General features: G+C 70.5%; 24 protein-coding genes. All 24 read right to left on the bottom strand.

All coding sequences use genetic code 11. The annotated features are described in order from the left end of the window. Nucleotides 1-20: 20 nt before the first annotated feature. Complete coding sequence (gene fliN / locus U7230_RS05495) at nt 21-410, bottom strand: flagellar motor switch protein FliN (protein WP_324717731.1); 390 nt, start codon at nt 408-410, stop codon at nt 21-23. A gap of 70 nt (nt 411-480) precedes the next feature. After that, the gene (locus tag U7230_RS05490; protein WP_324718191.1) at nt 481-1,029 is read right to left on the bottom strand and encodes a flagellar basal body-associated FliL family protein; all 549 of its coding nucleotides are present in this window, start codon (nt 1,027-1,029) and stop codon (nt 481-483) included. Nucleotides 1,030-1,063: 34 nt separating this feature from the next. After that, nucleotides 1,064-1,768 carry an OmpA family protein gene (locus U7230_RS05485; RefSeq protein WP_324717730.1) on the bottom strand — a complete coding sequence of 235 codons (705 nt, stop codon included), beginning with the start codon at nt 1,766-1,768 and terminating at the stop codon, nt 1,064-1,066. A gap of 34 nt (nt 1,769-1,802) precedes the next feature. Then, nucleotides 1,803-2,639, bottom strand: a complete 837-nt coding sequence (locus U7230_RS05480; RefSeq protein WP_324717729.1) for a motility protein A — start codon at nt 2,637-2,639, stop codon at nt 1,803-1,805. Between the two features lie 51 nt (nt 2,640-2,690). Continuing rightward, nucleotides 2,691-2,969, bottom strand: coding sequence for a flagellar FlbD family protein (locus tag U7230_RS05475; protein WP_324717728.1), 279 nt, complete (start codon nt 2,967-2,969; stop codon nt 2,691-2,693). Between the two features lie 168 nt (nt 2,970-3,137). Next, a complete protein-coding gene (locus U7230_RS05470; RefSeq protein WP_324717727.1) occupies nt 3,138-4,358 on the bottom strand; it encodes a flagellar hook protein FlgE in 1,221 nt (406 codons plus the stop codon). Nucleotides 4,359-4,486: 128 nt separating this feature from the next. Then, on the bottom strand, nt 4,487-4,888 hold the full coding sequence (locus tag U7230_RS05465) for a TIGR02530 family flagellar biosynthesis protein (protein ID WP_324718190.1): 402 nt from the start codon (nt 4,886-4,888) through the stop codon (nt 4,487-4,489). Further along, a complete protein-coding gene (locus U7230_RS05460) occupies nt 4,888-5,307 on the bottom strand; it encodes a flagellar hook capping FlgD N-terminal domain-containing protein (protein ID WP_324717726.1) in 420 nt (139 codons plus the stop codon). Before U7230_RS05460 ends, U7230_RS05465 begins: the two co-directional genes overlap by 1 nt. Before the next feature lie 24 nt (nt 5,308-5,331). After that, entirely contained in the window at nt 5,332-7,386 is a 2,055-nt protein-coding gene (locus tag U7230_RS05455; RefSeq protein ID WP_324717725.1) for a flagellar hook-length control protein FliK, read from the bottom strand. Nucleotides 7,387-7,391: 5 nt separating this feature from the next. Continuing rightward, a complete protein-coding gene (locus tag U7230_RS05450; RefSeq protein ID WP_324717724.1) occupies nt 7,392-7,985 on the bottom strand; it encodes a MotE family protein in 594 nt (197 codons plus the stop codon). 7 nt (nt 7,986-7,992) lie between these two features. Further along, the gene (locus tag U7230_RS05445; protein WP_324717723.1) at nt 7,993-8,469 is read right to left on the bottom strand and encodes a flagellar export protein FliJ; all 477 of its coding nucleotides are present in this window, start codon (nt 8,467-8,469) and stop codon (nt 7,993-7,995) included. Next, complete coding sequence (locus tag U7230_RS05440; protein ID WP_324717722.1) at nt 8,466-9,788, bottom strand: FliI/YscN family ATPase; 1,323 nt, start codon at nt 9,786-9,788, stop codon at nt 8,466-8,468. Before U7230_RS05440 ends, U7230_RS05445 begins: the two co-directional genes overlap by 4 nt. After that, nucleotides 9,778-10,551 carry a FliH/SctL family protein gene (locus U7230_RS05435; protein WP_324717721.1) on the bottom strand — a complete coding sequence of 258 codons (774 nt, stop codon included), beginning with the start codon at nt 10,549-10,551 and terminating at the stop codon, nt 9,778-9,780. The genes U7230_RS05440 and U7230_RS05435 overlap by 11 nt, the downstream gene beginning before the upstream one ends. A 55-nt stretch (nt 10,552-10,606) precedes the next feature. Next, a complete protein-coding gene (gene fliG, locus U7230_RS05430; protein ID WP_324717720.1) occupies nt 10,607-11,635 on the bottom strand; it encodes a flagellar motor switch protein FliG in 1,029 nt (342 codons plus the stop codon). 3 nt (nt 11,636-11,638) lie between these two features. Further along, nucleotides 11,639-13,192, bottom strand: coding sequence for a flagellar basal-body MS-ring/collar protein FliF (fliF, locus tag U7230_RS05425; protein ID WP_324717719.1), 1,554 nt, complete (start codon nt 13,190-13,192; stop codon nt 11,639-11,641). 35 nt (nt 13,193-13,227) lie between these two features. Beyond that, entirely contained in the window at nt 13,228-13,551 is a 324-nt protein-coding gene (gene fliE / locus U7230_RS05420) for a flagellar hook-basal body complex protein FliE (protein ID WP_324717718.1), read from the bottom strand. A 20-nt stretch (nt 13,552-13,571) separates the two neighbouring features. Then, entirely contained in the window at nt 13,572-14,012 is a 441-nt protein-coding gene (flgC, locus tag U7230_RS05415) for a flagellar basal body rod protein FlgC (RefSeq protein ID WP_324717717.1), read from the bottom strand. Nucleotides 14,013-14,095: 83 nt separating this feature from the next. Continuing rightward, nucleotides 14,096-14,518, bottom strand: a complete 423-nt coding sequence (flgB, locus tag U7230_RS05410; RefSeq protein WP_324717716.1) for a flagellar basal body rod protein FlgB — start codon at nt 14,516-14,518, stop codon at nt 14,096-14,098. A gap of 412 nt (nt 14,519-14,930) precedes the next feature. Next, nucleotides 14,931-16,328 (bottom strand): ATP-dependent protease ATPase subunit HslU, encoded by a 1,398-nt coding sequence (hslU, locus tag U7230_RS05405; RefSeq protein WP_404980639.1) that lies wholly within the window; start codon nt 16,326-16,328, stop codon nt 14,931-14,933. A gap of 2 nt (nt 16,329-16,330) precedes the next feature. Beyond that, nucleotides 16,331-16,900, bottom strand: a complete 570-nt coding sequence (gene hslV / locus U7230_RS05400) for an ATP-dependent protease subunit HslV (protein ID WP_324718189.1) — start codon at nt 16,898-16,900, stop codon at nt 16,331-16,333. An 8-nt stretch (nt 16,901-16,908) separates the two neighbouring features. Then, nucleotides 16,909-18,276 carry a methylenetetrahydrofolate--tRNA-(uracil(54)-C(5))-methyltransferase (FADH(2)-oxidizing) TrmFO gene (gene trmFO, locus U7230_RS05395; protein ID WP_324717714.1) on the bottom strand — a complete coding sequence of 456 codons (1,368 nt, stop codon included), beginning with the start codon at nt 18,274-18,276 and terminating at the stop codon, nt 16,909-16,911. Further along, on the bottom strand, nt 18,273-20,540 hold the full coding sequence (topA, locus tag U7230_RS05390; protein WP_324717713.1) for a type I DNA topoisomerase: 2,268 nt from the start codon (nt 20,538-20,540) through the stop codon (nt 18,273-18,275). Before topA ends, trmFO begins: the two co-directional genes overlap by 4 nt. 45 nt (nt 20,541-20,585) lie before the next feature. Continuing rightward, nucleotides 20,586-21,836 (bottom strand): DNA-processing protein DprA, encoded by a 1,251-nt coding sequence (dprA, locus tag U7230_RS05385; protein WP_324717712.1) that lies wholly within the window; start codon nt 21,834-21,836, stop codon nt 20,586-20,588. After that, a complete protein-coding gene (locus tag U7230_RS05380; protein ID WP_324717711.1) occupies nt 21,823-22,014 on the bottom strand; it encodes a hypothetical protein in 192 nt (63 codons plus the stop codon). Before U7230_RS05380 ends, dprA begins: the two co-directional genes overlap by 14 nt. Nucleotides 22,015-22,030: the final 16 nt, after the last annotated feature.

The following is a 22,030-nucleotide window of genomic DNA, read 5'->3' as shown; positions in this document are numbered from 1 at the left end:
CCTCCCCCTCGCCCGATCCGTCACGGGAGCTCCCGGGCACGGCGCGCCCGGGTCACGATGTCGTTGATCTTGATCCCGAACTTCTCGTCCAGCAGCACGATCTCGCCGCGGGCGACCAGCTTACCGTTGACCAGCACGTCGACCGGCTCGCCGGCGAGTTTGTCGAGCTCGACCACGCTGCCCCGCCGCAGCTCCATCACCTGGCCCAGCGTGAGCCGGGCCCGCCCGATCTCCACCGTGAGGGTGACGCCCACGTCCAGCAGCAGGTTGAGGTTGTGGGCCTCTCCCTCAGCCTGTCCGGGCTGCAGTTCGCCGAAGCGCACGGGATGCACTTCCACGGCGTCGCCGGGAGCAGGAGCGGACGGTTCTGGTGGCCCCGGGATACGCGCGCCGGGCCCCACCCGTACCACCGTGCTGCGACCGCCCGGCGCCGGAGACGACGCCGGCGCAGGCTCGGCTCTGCGGGCCCCGGCGTCGCCTCTATTGAATGACGAATTCGGTGAAATAGACGTTCACCACTCTTCCCCGGACGACCAGCTTCTGCAAAGCCTCCACGATCCGCCCGCGCAGCTCGTCTCCCCCCTTGGCCGTCGCGAGTTCCTCGAACCGGCTGGCCCGCACGACCGCGATGATGGTGTCGCGCACCTGAGGCTGGCGCTTCTCCAGTTCGGCGACCACTTCTTTGCGGTCACCCTCGATGACCACGCCCATCCGGACGTACCGTATGGTCATCCCCGGCCCTGGAGCCAGGTTGACGATGAACTCCCCGGCGTCCAGAGTCGGGCCGAGCGGTGCGGTCCCGGATGCCCAGGCCGATGACGGGGGTGGTGGGGCCGCCGGCTCTCTGACCGTCACCGCGCTTTGAGGAGCGGGTGCGGGCAGTGCTCGGTTGAACATCAAGTAGGCCAGGAAGGCGCTGCCCGTCGACGCCGCGATGATGAGCGCGACGATCAGGATCGCCCAGGCGACGCCGCTGCCCCGGGATCGGGGTTCCGGAGCCGGCGCCGGGGGCGCCGGAGGTTGTTGCACGGCCAAAGGGCATCACTCCATCCCTGGGTCGGTTCTACCGGGCCGGCTCCTCCTTGAGGCCGGTCCTGAGGATCACCACGTCGACGCGGCGGTTTTTCTGCCTGTTGGCCTCGGACGTGTTGGGCACCAGCGGGTGAAACTCCCCGTAGCCGGCGGCCGACAAGCGAGCCGGCGTCAAGCCGTGGCGCTCGATCAGGTACCGCACCACCCGCGTGGCCCGGGCGACGGACAGCTCCCAGTTGGAAGCGAAGCGTTCGTTGTGGATGGGCAGGTTGTCCGTGTGCCCTTCCACCCGCACGTCGTTGGGAATCTGCTTCAACACGCCGGCCACCACGTCGAGGGCCCGCATCGACTCCGGGCGGAGCTCGTCCTTGCCCAGGTCGAACAGCACGCGGTCGGCGAAGCGCACCACGATGCCGCGCTCCTCGGGCACGAGCTTCACGCCTTCGCCGAGCCCCTCGGCCTCGACGACTCGAGCGAGCTCCCGGTAGACCTGCTGGATCTGCACCGACGACGCCGACGTGGGGTTGGGCGCGATGGCGATCGGGGGGCTGCCGACCGACGACTGCGGCTCGAAGGAGCGCCCCGTGTCCAGGATACCGATGGCGCCGCGGAAAGCCGACATGATGGCCTCGAAACGCTGCATGTCCACCGTCGAGATGGCGAAGAGGATGACGAACAGCGCCAAAAGCTGGGTGACCATGTCCGAATAGGTCACCATCCACTGGGGGGCGCTCATGTTGACGCCCGTGCCCTTCCGGCGCTGCCGGCCGCTAGCGAGCCCGCGCACCGCTGGTCACCGCCGGTTGAGGTGGGGTCGACGTGGCCCGGCCGGGCTGAGGACGGGCGGAGCGGGCCGGCTCCTTGCGCGCCGGGGGCAGGAAGGAGCGCAGCTTCTCCTCCACGATGCGGGGGTTTTCGCCCGCCTGGATCGAGAGCACGCCTTCGATCATCATCTCCCGGATCATGACTTCCTCGTCGTTCTTGACCCGCAGCTTGCCGGCGATGGGCGTGAAGACCAGGTAGGCGGCCAGAGCGCCGTAAAGGGTGGTCAACAGTGCCAGAGACATGGCAGGCCCAACGGTGGCCGGATCGTGGAGCTTGCCCAGCATGCGGATGAGCCCCACCAGGGTGCCGATCATGCCGAACGCCGGCGCATAGACCGCGAGCGACTCGAACAGCGCCTGGCCCTGGCGGTGGCGCTCTTCGATGAAGGTCAGCTCGATGTCCATGATGTTGCGTACGAGTTCGGGATCCGTGCCGTCCACGACCAGCTGGATGCCCCGGCGCAGGAAGGGATCCCGGATGGTCTCCGCCTCTTCTTCCATGGCGAGAAGGCCCTCGCGCCGGGCTTTCTCCGCCAGGCGGACGATGAGGCGGATGAGCTCGTCCGGCTGGAAACTGCGATGCCCCGCAGCGATGCCGATGATCCGGAGCGCGTTCGTGAGCTGGCGGCCCCGGTAGTTGATGATGGTGGCCGCCACGGTGCCCCCCATCGTCAGCAACAACGACGGCAGGTCGAGGTACGGGAGGATGCTCCCCCCGATCATGATGGACCCGCCGATGAGGCCGAGCCCGATGAGTATGCCCAGGATCGTGGTGACATCCACAGCCCGCGGACCTCCTGCCCTGCACCGGGTCCTTCCTGGTGCGTCGCCGCTCTACTTCCGCTCGGGTTCGAGGCGCTCGCTCTGGGAGGCCTGCCCTGCGACGGCGCCCCGTCCGACGGAGGGTCGTTCGCCGGCGGAGAGGGTCTCGGGGCGCATCCGCTGCCGGTTGAACTCCACCACCAACCGGATCACCTCGTCCACGCTCTCGGCCACCACGTGCTTGCGCCCCGTGGCGAGCGAGATGACCGTGTCCGGCGTCTTTTCGACCGTTTCGATGAGGTCGGCATTGACGACGAACTCCTTGCCGTCGAGCCGGTGGACTTTGATCATGGCCATGCCGGCCTCCTCGCTTCGACCGGGCCGCCTCGCTGCGGCCTGCGGCCCCCGGCCCGGCCCGTGCCTGCGGCCGGGCTTCCTGCAACCTACGCCCTCTCCGTCCGCACGTCGCCGGGGCGGCGACGGGAGACCGTCCCGTCCCCCGCCGCCCCGGCCTTGCCCTTAGCGCTTCAACGTCATGAGCTCCTGGAGCATCTCGTCCGACGTGGTGATGACCCGGGAGTTGGCCTGGAACCCTCGCTGGGCGAGGATCAGGTTGGTGAACTCCTGCGACAGGTCCACGTTGGACATCTCGAGGAAGCCCGGGATCAGCAACCCTCGGTTGCCCACGCCCGGGGCGTCGACGTTGGCCGGGCCGCTGTTGCCGGACTCGGTGAACAGCGTGTCCGACTGCTTCACGAGCCCCTCCTGGTTGGGGAACGTCGCCAGCGCGATGCGTGCCAGATCCATGGTCATGTCGTTGGAGAAGACCCCTTTGATCACGCCCAGGTCGTCGATGGTGAAGCGCACCAGCGAACCCGGCGCATACCCGTCCCGCGTGAGCACGCTGGGGCTGCTCTCGGCGGCGTTACTCGTCATGCCATTCCAGCCAACCGACAAAGTCCAACCCACAGCAAGGTTGACTGTCAGCGGGGCGGCAGGCGGGTCCGGTACCCCTGAATCATCGAAGGTGATACTCCCGGGGGACACGGTCGACGGAGCACCATCAAGTGATGCCGAGACATCCCAGTCATTGGTATTCGCTTGCCTATCGAACGTGAGCTGCAAGGTGTGTACTGCACCCAGGGAATCGAAGATATCCAGGGACCGGATGACTTGAGCAGGTGCATTGGGGTCGCTGCTCAGATTCCCTCCGAGGCTCACGTTCTCCGTTCGTTTCGGCGGCATTGACGTCACCCTGGAGAGGTCGATGGGTTCAGCGTCCGCGTTGGTGTCGATGACCCAGGCACCTGCTACACCGGTCTTGGCGTTCCACCCGAGTACCTTCATGCCGTTGGTGTAGACGAGGCTGCCGTTGCTGTCCACGGTGAAGTTTCCGGCCCGCGTGTAGTACCGGTTGGTGCCGTCCGTCAGCACGAAAAAGCCGTTGCCGTTGATGGAGAGGTCGGTGTCCCGCCCGGTCGCCTGGGGAGCGCCCTGGGTAAACAGCGTATCCGTCGACCCGGTCGTCACGCCCAGGCCCACCTGTACCGGGTTGACACCCCCCATGTTGCCGAGAGGCGCACGCGCCCCCTTGAGGAGCTGGCTGTACACCTCCTTGAACGTCATCCTGCTCGCCTTGAAGCCCGTCGTGTTGACGTTGGCGATGTTATCGGCGATCACGTCCATGTCGAGCTGGTGCGTGCGCATGCCCGACACGCCCGAGAAAAGGGACCGTAACATCCGCTCCCTGACCTCCCTGCCTTCGAGGCGGCTGCCTCCGTCGTTCGGCGGCCGCCCGTTCGCGGCAGGCTTCCTCCCACCGGAGGTCCGGCCTGCCGACGGCGCATCGTTCGCCTTCGTGGCGCCGTTCAACCGAACACGACGCTGTCGATGTTGGTGAACACGTTCTCCTTGAGTTGCGGTTCGTCGACCACCGTGATGACCGTCCGGTTTTTGACGCTCACCACGAACGCCAGCCGGTCGATCATCACCACCGCTTCCCGGGCCCCCTTGGCCTCGGCCCGGGCCACGCCCTCCTCCAGGCGCTCCCGCCGCTCCGGCGTGAGGGCGATCCGGCGCTCGGCCAGCCGCCGCTGCGCGTGGGCGGAGAAGCGTAAGCCTTCCCGGCGAGCGATGGCCTCGCCCAGGATCTGCTGGAACGACCCGCCCCTCGCCCCGGTCGGCAGCGCCGGCGGCGCCGGCCGGGGTCGTCCGGCCGGTTGCACCGGGCGAGCGTTGCCGTTGGCTCCGATGCCCTGTGGCCCCACCATCACTTCACGACCTCTGCCACGTCGGAGAGGGGATACTCCTGGCCGCCCACCACGAGGCGGGGCATGCCGTCGACCACCTTGACCTTCTCCACGACGCCTTGCACGAACTCATCCGAGTCCGGCGGCCGCAGGAGCACCGTGCGCCCCAGCAGCTCGGCCGCCTGCGAGAGCATCTGGGTCTCGACCAGGCGCGCCGTCAGCGCGTGGATCCCCCGCTCGGCCTCGAGCTGGCTGAACTGCGCGAGCTGCGTGACGAACTCCGTCTCCTTCATGGGTTCCAGGGGGTTCTGGTACTTGAGCTGCAGCGTCAGGAGCTTGAGGAAGTCGTCCGTGCTGACCTCCTGGCCCTGCGAGAGCCACGACGACGCGGTCTTTGCCGCAACCCCGTATGTGCTCGTCCCGTCAACGGCCGTACTCAATGCCTGTCACCTCCTCTTTTGCCTTCATACCCTCACGTCCACCGCCGCCATGCCGAGCCGCACCCATGCCGGGCGGCCGGCAGCGGCCAGTTCGTGCCCGTCGGGCGAGACCTCGGCGAACACCCAGCCCGCCGGGACTGCCCGGGTATCGGCCCCCCAGGTGCCCGGGGAACCCTGCGAGAAGTGCTGGCCGACCTCCACCGAGAACCCCGCCAGTTGGAGCCCCGCCTGCTGCAGGGCCTCCTCCAGCGCGCCCGCCTGCTGCTGGAGCAGCTGGCCCGTTTCCGGATGGCGGGCCAGGACGTGGACGGTCAGGCGCCCGTGGTCGGTGGTGAGGTGGAGATCGATCCGTCCCAGCTCGGGCGGGTAGACCTGGAGCCGGACGTCGCCGCCGTCCGGGCCCAGCCGCGCCGAGAGCACCTCCACCCTGCGCACGTCGAGCGGCCGGCCCGCCTGCTCGATCCACCGGGCCACCTGTTCGGCCACGGCACGGGCTGCCGCCGGCCCTTCGGCGGGCCGGTGGGGCGCCGGCGCAGAGTCGGGGGGCGATGACGGATCCACGGGTGAAAGCACGGTGGTGCGCTCCCCCGCAGCATCGGAGAGCATGCCCGACCCGTGCCCTGCCGGAGCCACCGGCGTTCCGGGACGCTCCGGGGCGTCCCCGGCGGCGCCGGGTCGGTGGCCGCGCTCACGCCCGGCCTCCGGTCCGCCCTGGCCGGTTGCCGGGTGGCCCGGTTGGGCCGGTGCCGTGGCCTGGGTGGTTTGTGCACCGGCTCCGGGTACTGCTGCCGGCTCCGGGTCCGGTGACGGGGCCCCAGGATGGCCGGTAGCGGCTCGCCCTGGGGAGGCTGCCGCGTCCTGGGAGACCCGGCGCAGCGTCTCGGGGCGGAGGGTGTAGAGGGTCTCCGAGGCGCCGGAAACAGCCGGCGCACCCTCTCCATCCGGGAGGACGTCCCCGGCAGGCCCCGGAAAGTCCCCGGAGCCAGCCGCCGGAGCACCCTCGCCCTCGTCGAGGGCCGGCCCGGACGTCGCGTCGCCGCCCGCAGCCGCCGTACCGCCGGCCGGATGGAGCACCTGCCCGGGACCGGTTCCCGGCTCCGGGCCACCCTCATGACCCCACGCTGCCCGAGCCGTAGCCTTCTCGAGGTCGCGGAAGAGCTGGGGTCCGGTGACACCGGGCGGCCCCGACTCGCTCATCCGCCCTCCCTCGGACATGCCCCCGGTGCCGCCGCCCGGCGCGGCCGCCGGGTAGGGCCCGCCCGTCCCGCCGGTGACGGTGCCGGCGGGCAGGACCCGGGAGGCGGTCCCCTGGGCTTGCCCGGCCCCCGGCACGCGGGCCCCTGCCGGGATTGCTTCCTGCACGGGATACGCGCCCGTGCCCTGTGCTCCAGGCCCGCCGCCGGGTCTCTCCCCGTCCGCCGGTACGGCCGGTATCTCTCCGCCCCGGACTGCGCTACCCGGGACTTCGGGGCCCAACGCGCCTGCTACCCCTTCCGAGCCGATTGGCGTGGGGGTCCCGGTAAGCCCGGCCGGTACGGTGCCGGCCGGCTGCCCGCCCGGCGCCTGGACGTTCGCCACGCCGGAGACGACCGCCAGGCCCCATACGAGGTCAGTGCCCGAAGCGCCTGACCCCGCGCCCGCCGCCACACCTTCCGCGGTTTCGCCGGGGAAGGCCATCCCTGGCGCGGGCCCGCCCGAAACTGCCAGGGCCTGCACGCCCGACCAGGCGAGCCCCGGCAGTACGCCTTCGAGCGCGGGGGTCTCGCCGCCGGCATCGGAGGCCTCTTCCCCCTCCGGCTGGCCCGCCGGGCCCCCGGCAGCCCCTTCCGCCTGGCCGGGCCGGTGCTCCAGGGTGCGCCCCGAGCCTTGCGCCCGGGAGGTCGCACCCGTCGTGGCCGGGGAGGAGCCGGCGCCCTCCTGGCGAGCCCGCTCGAGGGCTGTCTCGAAGTCGTCCGGGCTCCCGTCGACCCCCGCACCGCCTCTCGTCGCCGCCGGCTTGCCCGGCGGCGACGGCTTGACCGAGGCCCTGGGGGCCCCGGTTGCCGGCGCCGCGACCAGTCCTGTTGCTGCCGTCGTCATGCCTTTCACCTCCTTCCCGCTTGGGTCGTCGGGGACAATTGGCTCACCGCTTCGAGGATGCGGGAGGCCACCTTGGGGTCGAGCTTGCCGAGAATGGCCCCGGCTTGCCGCGGCTCCATCGAGCCGAGCAGCCGGCGCGCCAGCTCCAGGTCGAGCTGCTCGATGACCGGAGCAGCCTGCTCCGGCCTCATCTGCGCCACGGCCTCGACGAGCTCCCGGTAGTAGCGCTCCCGGTCGGCCGCGCCCGTCAGAGACTGCTCCCGAGCCGTAAGCTGCGCCTCCCGCTGGTCCAGGGCCTGCTGGCGAGCATCGAGCTCGAGCTTGCGCTTGTCGAGCTCCTTGGCCATGGCGTCCAGCTGGCGGGCACGCTCCTCCAGCGCCTTTTCCCGCGCGGCCATCTCCTGGCGGGCCGCCGCCTGCGACTTCTCCAAGTTCACCCCCTTCTGGTAGGCAGTAATGTAATCGGCAACGCCGGGCAGCCGCCGTAGCTGTGCGGCCACGGCCCCGCCCAGGTCCAGCACGCCTGCCACGCTGAGCACCCAGACGCCGAGCGCCACCGAAGCGATGAGGGCGATGAGCGACCACCAGAGCTGGCGCACCCTGCGCTCACCTCCCATACCCGTTGCCCCGACGCCGCACGAACCCCTGCGACCCGGCCTCGTCGAGCAGGGCTTGCTCGTCCCGCTCCAGTTGCCGTAGGTACTCGGCCCTGCGCCGGTCTCTCAGGAGTTCCAGCACCCGCACCGCCCGGTGGGCCTCCACCACCATCGCCCGCTGCTTTTCCACCTGGCGCCGGGCCTCCACCCGCTGCACGTCCCAGTAAGCCCGACGCCGGCTGAGCTCCGCCAGCACCCCCAGGCGCTCCGCCAGAACGGCGCCCTCGACCCCACTGCCCGGCGCGCTCGCCGCCACCGACTCGCTCAGGGCCGCGAGGTATCGCACCCTGCGCTCCTCGCCCGCCGCGTACGCCTGCTGGGCCGCCTGCTCCAGCCGCAGCGCCTCGGCCATCTTCGTGCGCTCCACGTCGAGGCTCTGCCGGCGCAGTCGCAGGATGCGCTCCATGCGGAAGCGGAAGCGCTTCATGGCTCGACTCCGTACCAGGCGGCCAGGTCGGCCAGCGCCTGCACGGTCTCCCGGAACGAGGAGCGCTCGAAGACACCCTGCTGCAAGAACCGGTCGATGGCCGGCCGGGCGTCCAGCGCCCGATCCGCGACCGGGTTAGAACCTCTCACGTAGGCGCCGATGTGCACCAGGTCCTCCACGTCCCGGTACGCGGCCAGGAGCCGCCGCACCCGGGCGGCCGCCTCCTTGTGCGAGGGCTCGGCCACCTCGGCCATCAGGCGGCTGATGCTCGCCAGCACGTCGATGGCCGGGTAGTGCTGGCGCTCGGCGATCGAGCGGGACAGCACCACGTGGCCGTCGAGGATGGCCCGGCTGGCGTCGGCGATGGGTTCGTTGAGATCGTCGCCGTCCACGAGCACCGTATAAAAGCCGGTGATGCTGCCCCGCTCCGCCGTGCCGGCCCGCTCCAGCAGCCGGGGCAGGAGGGCGAAGACCGAGGGAGGGTAGCCGCGCGTCGCCGGGGGTTCCCCGGCGGCCAGGCCGATCTCCCGCTGGGCGTAGGAGAACCGGGTCAGGGAATCCATCATCAGCAGGACGTCCAGCCCCTGGTCCCGGAAAAACTCGGCGATGGCCGTCGCCACGAACGCCGCCTTCACCCGCACCATGGCAGGCTGGTCCGACGTGGCCGCCACCACGACGGCCCGGTCCATGGCCCCTTCCAGGTCGCGCTCGATGAAGTCGCGCACCTCGCGGCCCCGCTCGCCCACCAGGGCCACCACCACCACGTCGGCCGACGTACCCCGGGCCATCATGCCGAGAAGCGTGCTCTTGCCGACGCCGCTCCCGGCGAAGATGCCGATCCGCTGCCCCTTCGCGCAGGTGAGCAGCCCGTCGATGGCCCGCACGCCCACGGAGAGGGCCTGGGAGATCCGCGGGCGGCGCAAGGGGTCAGGGGCCGGCCTGTCCACGGGATAGGAAGACTCGGCCGGCACCGGACCACGCCCGTCGGCCGGTCGCCCGAGGCCGTCGAGCACCCGGGAGAGCAGGGCCTTGCCGACCGTCACCCGAAGAGGGCGGCGGCGAGAGACCACCAGGCTGCCCGGCGCCACCCCCTCCGCGCTGCCCAGGGGCACCAGGATCGCCGAACGCTCCCGAAACCCGACCACTTCCGCCACCAGGGGCTCGGCCGGCGGCCGGTGCACCTCGACCAGGTCGCCCACGCGCACCGCGGGCCCCGTCGACTCGATGGTGAGCCCCACCACCCGGCTCACCGCACCGGTGAGGCGCACATCGGACGCCTCCTGCACCGCCTCGACCAGGGTCGAAAGGTCAACGGCCACGGCGCATCACGTCCATCACCGCGGCGGCCACCCCGCTCAACCGGGTCTCCAGCCCCGCGTCGATGCTGCCCATCTCGGTCTCCACCCGGCAGCCTCCCGGCGAGACCGCCGGGTCGGCCACCCACGTGACCTCGAGCGCGCCCGGACGCCCGGGAATCTCCAGCTGCATGCCGGTGAGCAGGCGGTGCTCGTCGGGGTGGACTCGCACGACCACCCGCCCGGCCGGCTGCGGCATCTCCTGCAGGATCGAGCCGAGGACGGCCGCGGTCACCTGCGGCCCGGCGCTCACCTCCCGGCGGATGACCCGCTCGGCGACGGCCAGGGCCAGCTTCACCACGTCGGCGTCGGCCTGGCGAAGCGCCTCGTCGCGCCGGCGCACCGCCTCCTCCACGGCCGAGCCCAGCGCCTGCAAAGTGGCCTGGAGACGAGCCTGCAGCTCTTCGAGGCCCTCGCGCCGCCCCTGCTCGCGCCCCGCCGCGATCCCTTCGCGGAAGCCCTCCTCCCGGGCCTGCTCCCGCGCCCGCTCCGCCTGGCGGCGGGCTTGCGCCAGGCGACGAAGCCACCGCTCCCGGTACGAAGCCCACGACCGGCCCGACGGCGCGCGCAGGCGCCGGATGCTTCCACCTGGCGTTGGCGCCCCACCCGCCGGCTCCGCCAGGCCCGGGAAGGCCGGCGACACCACCGCCGTCACGGCGTGCTCGCCCGAGGCGGGCAGCGCGTGGCCGTTGGGATGGCGCAGGCCGGCTCCGCGCGCCCTGTCCAACGAATGGACCTGCGGGGCGATCTGCACCCGGCTTGCCTTGACGAGACGGATCCCCTCAGACGAGGACCTCTTCGCTTCCGCCTCGAGCAATGACGATATCCCCGCTTTCCTCGAGCCGGCGGATGACGCCCACGATGCGCTGCTGGGCCTCCTCTACGTCGCGCAGCCGCACCGGGCCCATGTACTCCATCTCCTCGCGCAGCATCTCGCCGGCCCGCTTGGAGATGTTGCGGAATATGCGCGTCCGCACGTCTTCGCTGGCCGTCCGCAGCGCCAGCGCCAGGTCGCGGCTGTCCACTTCCCGCAGGACCTGCTGGATGGACCGGTCGTCGAGCAGCACGATGTCTTCGAAGACGAACATCCGCTTGCGGATCTCCTCGGCCAGCTCCGGATCTTCTTCCTCCAGCGCGTCGAGGATGGTCTTCTCCGTGGAGCGGTCGACCTGGTTGAGCACCTCCACCGCCGCGTCCACGCCGCCGGCCGCCGTGAAGTCCTGGGTGACCACGGACGAGAGCTTGCGTTCGAGAGCCCCCTCGATCTCCCGGAGTACCTCGGGAGCCGTTCGATCCAGGGTCGCCAGGCGTTTGGCCACTTCCACCTGGCGCTCCGGCGGCAGCGACGAGAGAATCGCCGCCGCCTGCTCGGGCTGCAGGTACGCCATGATGAGGGCAATCGTCTGCGGGTGCTCGTGCTGGATGAAACTGAACAGCTGCTGCGGATCGGCTCGCCGGGCGAAATCGAACGGCCGTACCTGCAGCGACGCGGTGAGCCTGCGGATGATCTCGGTCGCCCGCTGCGGCCCCAACGCCTTCTCGAGCAGCTCCCGGGCGTATTCGATGCCGCCCTGGGTGATGAACTGTTGCGCCAGCATCATCTGGCGGAACTCGAACATCACCCGCTCTTGCTCTTCGGGCAGCACCCGCCGGACGGAGGCGATCTCGAACGTCAACTGTTCGATCTCTTCTTCCCGCAGGTGTTTGAACACGTGGGAGGAGATCTCCGGACCGAGGGCGATGAGCAAGATCGCCGCCCTTTGCTTGCCCGACAAGGTCGACGGGCTTCGCGTCGCACGCGCCACTGCCATGGCTCAGGACTCCTCCACCAGCCAGGACCTCAACAACTGGACGAACTCCTCGGGCTTCTCCCGAGCGAGCTGCTCGATCTCCTGGCGCATCCTGCGCCGCTCTTGCTCTTCCGGAGAGGGCTCCGCCGTCTCCGGCACCACCGGCGGCATGGTCACCTGGACCCGCTGGCGGGCGGCCCGCATGCGCCGGTTGACCCAGTACGCCACACCGACGGCGAGCGCCAGAGCGGCGAGCCACCAGGCCACTCCCTGCACCCCCGGCCGGGCCTGTGTCGCCAGCAACTGCCCTTGCAGCGCAGACGGCGCCTGCGCTGCCCCGAAGACCATGCTCTCGACCGTCACCTGATCCCCGCGCTGGGGCTGCAAGCCCAGGGCCGCGCTGACCAGCTGCTCGGTCCGCTGGCGCTGGAGCGCGTCCATGGTGGGGCCGTCGATGAAGACAGCGGCCGACAGCCGCTGGATTCGGCCGGGCGCCATGACGATGTGGCGCTCGACCCGGTTGATTTCGTAATTGGTGACGCTCTCGAGGCGCTGCATCTGGGACGGCCCGCCGCCGCCCGCCGGCTCCACGTACCCGGGAATGTTGGACGTCACCCCGGGGATCCCCGCGGGTGGGGCGCCGGTTTGCCCGACCGCGCTCTCCTCCGTGCGCTGCTCGCTGCGGATGATGCCGCTGCGGCCGTTGACGACCGGCGAGAAGATCTCGTGTTTCTCCTCCTGCTGGTCGAAGGAGAGATCGGCCGTCACCCGCACGAGCACGTGCCCCGGCCCCCAGATCTGCTCGAGGGTGGCCTGCAGACTGCGTTCGAGCTCCCGCTCGTAGGTGCGCTTGAGCTGCAGCTGCTCGGCGATGGCGGTGCGGGCGGCGCTCCCGCTGCCGGCGGCGTCGAGGGCGTCGGAGAGGACGGTCCCCTTTTGGTCGACGACCGTGACGTGCTCAGGAGTCAGGCCTTCGACGCTGTTGGCCACCAGGTGGACGATACCCCGCACCTGATCCCGGCTCAGCGTCACCCCCGGCATCAACGTCAGCAGCACCGATGCCGTGGCCGGCTGCTGCTCGGCGATGAAGAGGCTGCGCTCCGGGATGACGATGTGCACCCGGGCATCCTGGACGCCCTGCACCGCACGGATGGTACGGGTGAGCTCGCCCTGCAGCGCCCAGTAATACCGGAGGCGGCGTTCGAAGTCGGTCAGCCCCAGATTGGTCTCCTTGAGGATCTCGAAGCCCACGACGCTGTTCTTGGGCAGTCCCTGCATGGCCAGGTCCAGGCGCACCTGGTGCACCTGCGGTTCGGGAACGTAGACGGCGCCCTGCGCCTCGTCCACGCGGAAGTCGAGGTGGCGCTCCTGGAGCGCCACCGTGACGGCCCGCAGGTCCTCGGTGCCCAGCCCGGTGAAGACCGGCTGGTAACGGGGCCGCCCGGCGACCCAGACCATCGCCGCCAGCAGGATGACCGCGGCGACGACACCACCGGCCGTCGCCAGCCTGGCCGTACGCCCCATGCCCTGCCATATCGTTCGCAGCTGCTGCCACAGCCGCTCTAGGGCCGCTCCCATGTGCTACCTACCCTCCAGGAGACGGAGCATGTGCGTCACACCTGCATCCGGCTGACCTCCTGATAGGCCTCGAGCACTTTGTTGCGCACGGCCACCGTGAGTTCCAGGGCCAGTTGCGCCCGCTCGATGGCGAGGCTCACCTGATGGACATCCTGCACGTCGCCTCGTGCCAGGGCTTCGGCAGCATCCTGCGCTTGGAGCTGCAGCGCGTTGACCTGCTCGATGGCATCCCGCAGGACCTCGGAGAAAGGCCGGGCGGGCTGAGACCGGGACCCGGGGCCCATCCCGTCCTGCGGTTGGAGAATGGGTAAACTTTCCTTCCCGGGACTGATGCGACCGATCCCACCCACGGCAGTCATGGCAGCTTACCGGCTCCTCCCTAGACGCGGATCAGGTCGACGGCCCACTGGGCCATGTCGCGGCTGGTGGTGAAGGCGGCGAGGTTGGCCTGGTACGCCCGGCTTGCCGCCATCATGTCCACCATCTCGGTGACGACGTCGACGTTGGGATACTCGACGTAGCCGTCGGGACGGGCATCGGGATGACCCGGATCGTAGACGAGGCGTGGGGGCGCGGGGTCTTCGGCGATGGTTACCACCTCGACGCCCTGACCCGAGAAGGCGGACGGGCCCGTGCGCTTCCACGAGCCCAGGCCCGTCCCCTCCCGGGCGGCAAAGACGGGCACCTGGCGGCGGTAGACCCCGCCGCGAGCCGAGCGAGTGGAGTACGCGTTGGCGAGGTTGTTGGCCACGAGATCCATCCGTAGCCGCTCGGCGGTCAATCCGGAGGCACTGATGTCGAGCCCTGATAGGAATGCCACGGTTTGAACGGCCCCCTCCCTGGCAACGCTGCAGCTTTCTCCACCACGTCGTCGTGGTGCTTCGCATCACCTCAAAGAGCGCGTCAGCGCCGGCCCTCCGTGATAGCGGTACGTAAAGCCATCAACCTTGAACCCATCACGCGCGTGAGGGATCGGTAGAAGAGCGAGTTTTTGGCCAGGGCGGCCATTTCACGGTCCACGTCCACATTGCTCCGATCGTTGCGCACGATGCTGGTGGTATCCCGTTCGACCGACGGCGTCACGACCTGCACCGGCGCGCCGCTCAAGTGCGCGGGGTGCGTCCGGGTCAACTTCACCTTGATCCGGGCCTCCCTCGCCTGCTGGGCGGCCAGCGCCTCCTCGAACACGACGTCGAAGCGACGATAGCGAGGCGTCTCCACGTTGGCCAGGTTGTGCGCGATCACGCGCTGGCGCAATGACGCGGCGTCGAGCGCATTTGAAAGATCCCGCTCGACGGGTCCCCACAGGAACCCCGTACCTTCCATGATTCGCGACCGCACCTCCTCACGGACCCATTGAAACCCACCGGCTCCGCGCGATGGATATCGGCCGGGAGCCGCCGTTGCTTGGGCGATCCGTGCCTTGGGTCCCGGTTGGTTTCCTCCGACCCGGGACTGGGGTCCCGATCGCCGTCGTGTCGCGCTTTACAGCAGAAACTGTCAGTTTATGTCGGTTCGACATAAATCGACGGACTCCTCCGAAGAAATATGCTTCGCGGGTAAAGATCAGGTGACTTTTCAGACAATCCTGATACTTTCGAGGGCCGGCTCCCGCTCGGGCCTGGCGCGAGAAGGCCCCGGCGGCCCGTTTCGGCCACCGGGGCCCGTCGTCCATCCGGTACGAATCTCTCCGTCGCAGGCCGCCCGGTCCGGTACCGGTCGGCCGGGCGGCCTGTCTCTACAGGATGTACCGGGAGAGATCCCGGTCTTCCACCACGTCGGCGAGCCGGCGACGCACGTACGCTGCGTCTACCACGACCCGCTGCCCCCGGTACGACTCGGCGTCGAAGGAGATCTCCTCGAGCACGCGCTCCATCAAAGTCTGCAGCCGGCGGGCGCCGATGTTCTCCGTCTGCTCGTTGACCCGTTCGGCGAGGCGCGCGATCTCGTCGATGCCGTCCTCGGTGAACTCCAGCTCCACGCCTTCCGTTGCGAGGAGTTCTTTGTACTGCCGCGTGAGGGCGTTTCGAGGCTCCACCAGGATCCGCCGCAGTTCCTCTCGGCCCAGGGGCTTGAGCTCCACCCGGATGGGGAAGCGCCCCTGCAACTCGGGAATCAGGTCGGAAGGTTTGGATACGTGGAACGCGCCGGCCGCGATGAACAGGATGTGATCGGTGCGCACCGGCCCGTACTTGGTCATCACCGTGGAACCTTCCACGATGGGCAGGATGTCGCGTTGCACGCCCTCCCGGGAGACGTCCGGCCCGGTGCCCCGCTCCCGCCCGGCGATCTTGTCGATCTCGTCGAGAAAGACGATGCCGGTCTGTTCGGCCCGGCGGATCGCCTCGGCGGTCACCTCTTCCTGGTCGATCAGCTTCTGCGCCTCTTCCACCGTCAGGATGCGCCGGGCCTCGGCCACCGTCACCTTGCGGCGGCGCCGCCGGCGCGGGAGCCACTGCCCGAAGAGGTCCTGGAGGTTGATCCCCATCTCCTCGACGCCCTGCCCCGAGAAGACCTCGACCATCGGGGGCCGGCTCTCCTCGGTCTCCACCTCCACCACCTGATCCTCGAGCTCCCCGGCCCGCAGCTTGCGCCGCAGCTCCGCCCGGCGAGCCTGGACTTCTGCCGCCTGGCCGTCGGTCTCGCTCTCCTCCTGCTGGCCCCGAGGCGAGGCCATCCCGAAGAGCGCGGCCAACGGGTTGCTCGCCCGGTCCCGGCGGGGCAGCGGAGCCAGGAGTTCCACCAGCCGCTCCTCGACGACGGGCGCGACCTGGTCCTTGACCTTCTCGGTCCGCTCCTGGCGCACCATGCGCACCGCGGTCTCCACCAGATCGCGGATGATCGAGTCGACGTCCCGCCCGACGTACCCCACCTCGGTGAACTTGGTCGCCTCGACCTTGATGAAGGGCGCCTCCACGAGGCGGGCGAGGCGCCTGGCGATCTCCGTCTTGCCCACGCCGGTGGGGCCCATCATGAGGATGTTCTTGGGCGTCACCTCGTCGCGAAGCTCGGGCGCAAGCAGCTGCCGGCGATGGCGGTTGCGCAGCGCGACGGCCACCGCGCGCTTGGCCTCCTGCTGACCGATGATGTAGCGGTCGAGCTCCTCGACGATCCGGCGGGGGGTCAGCTCGTCCATGGTCATGGCTTCGAGCCCACTTCCTCGAGCTGGTCCACGACGATGCGGTCGTTGGTATATATGTCGATCCCGGCCGCAATGGTCAACGCCTCTTCCACGATGCGGGCCGGCTCCATCGTCGTGTTACGCAAGAGAGCCCGGGCCGCCGCCAGCGCCACGGGCCCGCCGGAGCCGATGGCCGCCACCCCGTCGTCGGGCTCCACGATCTCCCCGTTGCCGGAGAGCACCAGGAGGTGCGCGGTGTCCGCCACCAGCAGCAGCGCATCGAGCCGCCGCAGCACCCGGTCGGTGCGCCAGTCTCGGGCGAGCTCCGCCGCCGCCCGGGGAAGGCTCCCGCTGTGCGCCTCCAGCTTCGCCTCGAAGCGCTCGAGCAGGGTGAGCCCGTCGGCCGCGGCCCCGGCAAAGCCGGCCAGCACCCGCCCCTGCAACAACCGGCGCACCTTGCGGGCCGACTGCTTGATAATGGTCTGCTGCGCCATGGTCACCTGGCCGTCGCCGCCCATGGCCGCCCGGCCGTCCTTGACCACGGCCAGGACCGTGGTCCCGTGCCACGGCTCCCGGCCGGGACGCATGCTTCGCCTCACGGCGCCACGGCCCCCAACTCCGCCACCCATCGCTCGACCTCCTCCGCTACCCTGTCCACCGCCTGGAGCGCTCGCTCTGCCTGGCGCGCCCGGCGCTCCTGGCGGCTGCGGGCGCGCCCGGCCGGGGGCAGCAGGCCGAAAGCGGCGTTCATCGGCTGGAAGTCGTCGGGCCGCGCCGTGGTCACGTAGCGCCACAGGGCGCCCATCATGGTCTCCGGCGGCAACACCATGGGGGAAAGCCCCCGAAGGATGCGCGCCGCGTTGACGCCGGCAAGCCACCCGGCGGCGGCCGACTCCACGTACCCCTCGACCCCGGTGATGAGCCCCGCCAGGAGCAGCCGGCCGTGGCCTTTGACCTGGCCCGTGGGCTCCAGCACCCGGGGGGCATTGACGAACGTGTTGCGGTGCACCACGCCGAAGCGCACGAACTCCGCCTGCTCGAGCCCGGGGATCATGCGGAAGATGCGCGCCTGCTCGCCCCACTTCAGCCGGGTTTGGAAGCCCACCAGGTTGAGCAGGCGCCCTTCGGCATCCTCCTTGCGCAGCTGCACCACGGCGTAGGGCATCTGACCGGTCCTGGGATCGCGCAGCCCGACGGGCCGCATCGGGCCGTAGCGCAAGGTGTCGAGGCCGCGGCGGGCCAGCTCCTCCACCGGCACGCACCCCTCGAAGAACTTGAGCTCCTCCGGCAGGTGGCCCTCGTGCACGTCGGCTTCGGCGAGGGCCTGGCTCAGTGCCTCGTACTGCTCCCGGTCCATCGGCAGGTTGAGATAGTCGGGTGTGCCCTTGCCGTGGCGGCTCGCCCAAAAGCCACGGTCCGTGTCGATGGATTCGGCGGTCACGATGGGCGCAGCGGCGTCGTAGAAGGCCAGGAACCGATCGCCGACCAGCCGGGCCAGGCTGGCGGCCAGGGCATCGGAAGTGAGCGGCCCGGTTGCCAGGACGACGACCCCGTCGCCGGGCTCCGGGACCTCCCGGACCTCCTCCCGGATCACCGTGATGGAAGGGTGCGCCTCCACCTTGCGGGTGATCTCGGAGGCGAAGCGCTCCCGGTCGACGGCGAGCGCCGATCCGGCCGGGACGCGGTGTGCATCGGCCGCCTGTACGACGAGCGAGCCGAGCCGCCGCATCTCCTCCTTGAGAAGGCCGGCCGAGGTGTCGGTCCCGGCCCCTCCCAGCGAGTTGGAGCAGACCAGCTCGGCCAGAAGCCCGGTCTGGTGGACCGGCGTCGGGCGGGCCGGGCGCATCTCGTACAGCCGTACCCGCGCCCCCATGCGGGCAGCCTGCCAGGCCGCCTCGCTTCCCGCCAGCCCTCCGCCGACGACGGTGACCACAGGCCCGTCTTGCAGCACTCCTTCGCTCATGGTGCCGCTGCTCCCGCCTCCTCCCTCCGCTCGGCTGCGGGCACGGCCGCCTGCGGGCGCCCGTCCGCCTGCGGCGCCTCCCGGGCCTGTGCGCTCTCCCGGTAATCGCAGGCACGCTCGCCTTGCTCGGTTTTCTCGTACCAGCCGGCGCAGACCACCTGGCCCGCCGACTTGCCCCGCCCTCCCTGCACCACCAGCGGCCGGCCGCAGCGCGGGCACTGCCGGCCCACCGGGCGCTGCCACAGGGTGTAGGTGCAGGTGGGGTAGCGGGAGCAACCGTAGAAAACCCTGCCGCGGCGGCTGCGCCGTTCGAGCAGCTCCCCGCCGCAGCGCGGGCAGCGCGCGCCCGTGTGGCGAACGAGCGGCCGCGTATGCTTGCACTCCGGGTAGCCCGAGCAGGCGAGGAACTGGCCGAACCGCCCCCACTTGATCACCATGGGACGGCCGCACACCTCGCACTTCTCGTCGGTGACCTCGTCCTGCACCGCGACCCGGCCGACCGTTTGCATGGCCTGCTCGATCCGGGACTCGAAGCCGGGGTAGAACTCCGCGATCACCCGCTGCCACTCGAGCTTGCCCGCCTCGATGGCGTCCAGCTGAGACTCCATGCGCGCGGTGAACTCCACGTCCACGATGTCCGGGAATTGCTCTTTCAGCAGCCGTACGACCGCCCGCCCCAGGGGCGTGGGCACCAGCCTGGGGCCGTCGCGCTGGCAGTAGCGCCGTTCGAGCAGCGTCTCGATGGTGGGCGCGTACGTGCTGGGCCGGCCGATCCCCAGCTCCTCCATGGTCTTGACCAGGCTGGCGTCGTTGTAGCGCGGGGGCGGCTGGGTGAAATGCTGGCGCGGCTGGACCTCCCGCAACCCCAGCGGCTGCCCCTCCATGAGGGACGGCAAGGCCTGACGCCCTTCTTCGTCCTCGGCACCCTCGCTCTCGGCCGCCCCTTTCGCCCGGCCGTCCGCATCCTGCGTGCCGCTGCCGGGGGCTCCGGCATGGGGCGCCCACAGCTCGAGATAACCCGGCTTGATGACCGTGGATCCGGTCGCCTTGAGCCGGAACGGCCCGCCTTCCACTTCCACGACCGTGGACTCGACCAGGGCCGGGACCATCTGGCTCGCCATGAACCGGCGCCAGATGAGGTCGTACAGCCGCCACTGATCGCGGTTGAGGTAGGCTTTGACCGACTCCGGGTGGCGCTCCACGGAGGTCGGCCGGATGGCCTCGTGCGCCTCCTGTGCGCCCTTGCCGCTCTTGTAGACGTTGGGGCGTTCAGGCACGAACTCGGGCCCGAAGTGCTCGCCGATGTACTGCCGGGCCGCCTGGCGGGCCTCGTCGGCGACGTGCACCGAGTCGGTGCGCATGTAGGTGATCAGGCCGACGGGGCCCTCGTCTCCTACGTCGAGCCCTTCGTAGAGCTGCTGCGCCAGCTGCATCGTGCGGCGGGCGGTGAAGCCGAGCCGCCGGGCCGCCTCCTGCTGCAGCGTGCTCGTGGTGAAGGGCGGCGGAGCCCGGCGCTGCCTGCGGCTCGACCGGATGGCGGCCACGTGCAGGGCCGCCTGCTCGAGCTCGCCGGCCAGGCGCGTGGCCGTGGGCTCGTCGGGGATCTCGACCTCTTTGCCCTCGTACGCCACGAGCCGGGCCACGAAGCTGGCTTGCGCCCCGACCCCGTCCCCGGCGAGCAGCACGGCGTCGATGGTCCAGTACTCTTTGGAGACGAACGCCTCGATCTCGTCTTCGCGGTCGCAAATCAGGCGCAGCGCCACCGACTGCACCCGGCCGGCACTCAAGCCGCGGCGCACCTTCTTCCAGAGCAAGGGGCTCAGGCGGTACCCCACGACCCGGTCCAGGATGCGCCGCGCCTGCTGCGCGTCCACCAGCCGCTGATCGATGGGCCGCACGTGGTCGAGCGCTTGCTGGACGGCCCGGCGCGTCACCTCGTGGAACTCGATACGGCAGGGCTGGTCGGCGGGCAGCCCCAGGAGCTGCGACAGGTGCCAGGAGATGGCCTCGCCCTCGCGGTCAGGGTCCGTGGCCAGCAAGACCTGGGCGGCCTGCTTCGCCTCCGACTCCAGCTCCTTGACGGTGCGCGTCTTGCCCCGGATGATCGTGTAGCGCGGCCGGAAGCCGTTTTTCACGTCGATGCCGAACTCGGTGATGGGCAGATCCCTGACGTGCCCCATCGAGGCTCGGACCTTGTAGGAGGATCCGAGAAACTTGCTCAAGGTGCGCGCCTTGGCCGGCGACTCCACGATGACCAGCTTCAACCCATGCTTCCCACCTCTGCCGTCTTGGCCACGGGCCACTCTATTCTAACCCAAGCGCCTCCTGGCCCACCGCCCGTCCATGAGACGCCGGACGTAGCCGCCGGCCTCGAGCTCCGTCAGGCGGGCGAGCAGCGGCTGGACGGCCAGGTCCGCCCGGTAGGAGAGTTCGTCCACGTCCATCGGGCCTTTCGAGAGGACGTCCCACACCGCCCGCAGGGCAGGCGCCAGCTCCGCCGGCGAGGGTGGCCTGGACGGGGCGTCTCGCTCGGCCAGGCGGTCGAGCAGGCGCCCCCATCGGCCCTCGGGCCCTCCGGTCGTCGCCGGCCCACCCGCCGCGGCCAGCCGCTCCAGGGCCTGAGGGCCCTCCAGCAGTTTGAGGGTGTCCAGGGCGTGCACCGCGACGTCGCCGGGTTGGGTGCACGGCGTGGCGCCGTCGGCCAGGAGCCGGTTGGAACCGACCGTCGTGGACCGGGTGATGTCGCCCGGCGTCACCAGCACCGCCCGGGAGAGGGCATCGGCCATCTCGGCCGTCGACAACGCCCCGCTTCGGGCGCGGGCCTCCACCACCACCACGCCCAGGCTCAGACCCGCGATCACGTAGTTACGCCGGGCGAGGCGCCACCGGTCGACGGGAGTACCGGGCGGGTACTCGCTGACGAGCGCCCCTGCCGCCTCGACTTGCCGTGCGAGCCGCTCGTGCTCGCGCGGGTACACGCGATCGATGCCGCAGCCGAGCACCGCCACCGTGCGCCCTTTCACCCGAAGCGCCGCCTGGTGGGCCGCCCCGTCGATACCGGTAGCGAGCCCGCTCACGATCGTAAACCCCCACTCCGCCAGCCCCGCGGCCAGCTTCTCGGCGGCCATCAGGCCCGAGACGTCGGCGTTGCGGGAGCCCACGACAGCCACGGCGACCCGGTCGTCGGGCCACAGGCTGCCCCGCACGTAGAGAACGACCGGCGGATCCGGCAGGGCGAGCAGGTTGGAAGGGTAGATCGGAAGATGCCAGGCCTGGCGCGCCCCCGCGTCGTCCCACGGGGTGATGGCGCGGGCCCGGCACCGCTCCAGAGCCCGGGCCAGCCGGTCGAGGGCGCGCGGGTCACGGCGGCTTCGTAAAGAGGCCCGCGCCGTGCCCGAGAGCAGCGGGTCGGCGCTCCAGGCCTCTGCGTCGGCCTCCCACGCAGCACGCGGCGACCCAAAGCGCTCCACTGCCCACCGGACGGCCGCCGGCCCTACGCCCGGGAGCTCCATCAACGCCCCGGCGTAGACGCCGGGCGCGAATGGGTCAGGACGACCCATGGCTGGTTTCCCGCAGCTGATCCTGGGCGACCAGAGAGGCCAGGTTGCAGACGGTGCAGACCAGCACCAGCGTGTCACGGCGGCGCATGCGCACCTCGTGCAGGGTCTCCTTCTGGCACGAAGGGCAGAAGAAGGGGAGACGACCGGTCGGTTTGGCATCCTGCTGTGCTCGCTTCATACTCCCGTCTCGCTCC

It is taken from the genome of Limnochorda sp. L945t (assembly GCF_035593305.1).
In the GTDB taxonomy this organism is placed as follows: domain Bacteria; phylum Bacillota; class Limnochordia; order Limnochordales; family Geochordaceae; genus Carboxydichorda; species Carboxydichorda subterranea.
This window is presented reverse-complemented; position numbering and strand designations above follow the sequence as displayed.